At 63.7% G+C, this 471-nt stretch carries 1 protein-coding gene; it reads left to right on the plus strand.

The window, feature by feature from the left end:
• A partial coding sequence (locus H6A60_RS12525) for a hypothetical protein (RefSeq protein ID WP_205105138.1) occupies nucleotides 1-471 on the plus strand: 471 nt, incomplete at both ends.

The following is a 471-nucleotide window of genomic DNA, read 5'->3' on the forward strand; positions in this document are numbered from 1 at the left end:
AAACGCCTCTTCGTTTGATGCCGCCATCACCGGCGAGGGCAATTTCGCGCTTGCGAACGGCGAGCTTACGCTCACGGGCAAGAACACCTACACGGGTTCGACGCGCGTCGGCGACGGTACGTCCGAGACGACGCTCACGGTCGACCGCGGCAGCAGCCTCGGCCATACGTCTGCCGTCAATGTCTCCGACAACGCCACGCTGGTGAATCGCTCCTACCTGACCGATGCGGGCAGCATCCAGGTTGCGTCGGGCGGCACCGTCACGCTCGAGGACGGCAGCGTCTTCAAGGTGACCGATGCGGCCAACGAGTCCAACATCGCGGGCACCCTCACGGGCAGCGGCACGCTTCACTTGAACGACAACGTCGACATTGACGTTGCGGCCGACAAGGCGCAGAACTTCACGGGCAGCGTTTCGGTCGGCAACGGTGCCGTCTACAACCTGATTTCGACCGTCACCGACACGGTGAC

It is taken from the genome of Sutterella massiliensis, from assembly GCF_016899755.1.
GTDB lineage: Bacteria > Pseudomonadota > Gammaproteobacteria > Burkholderiales > Burkholderiaceae_F > Sutterella > Sutterella massiliensis.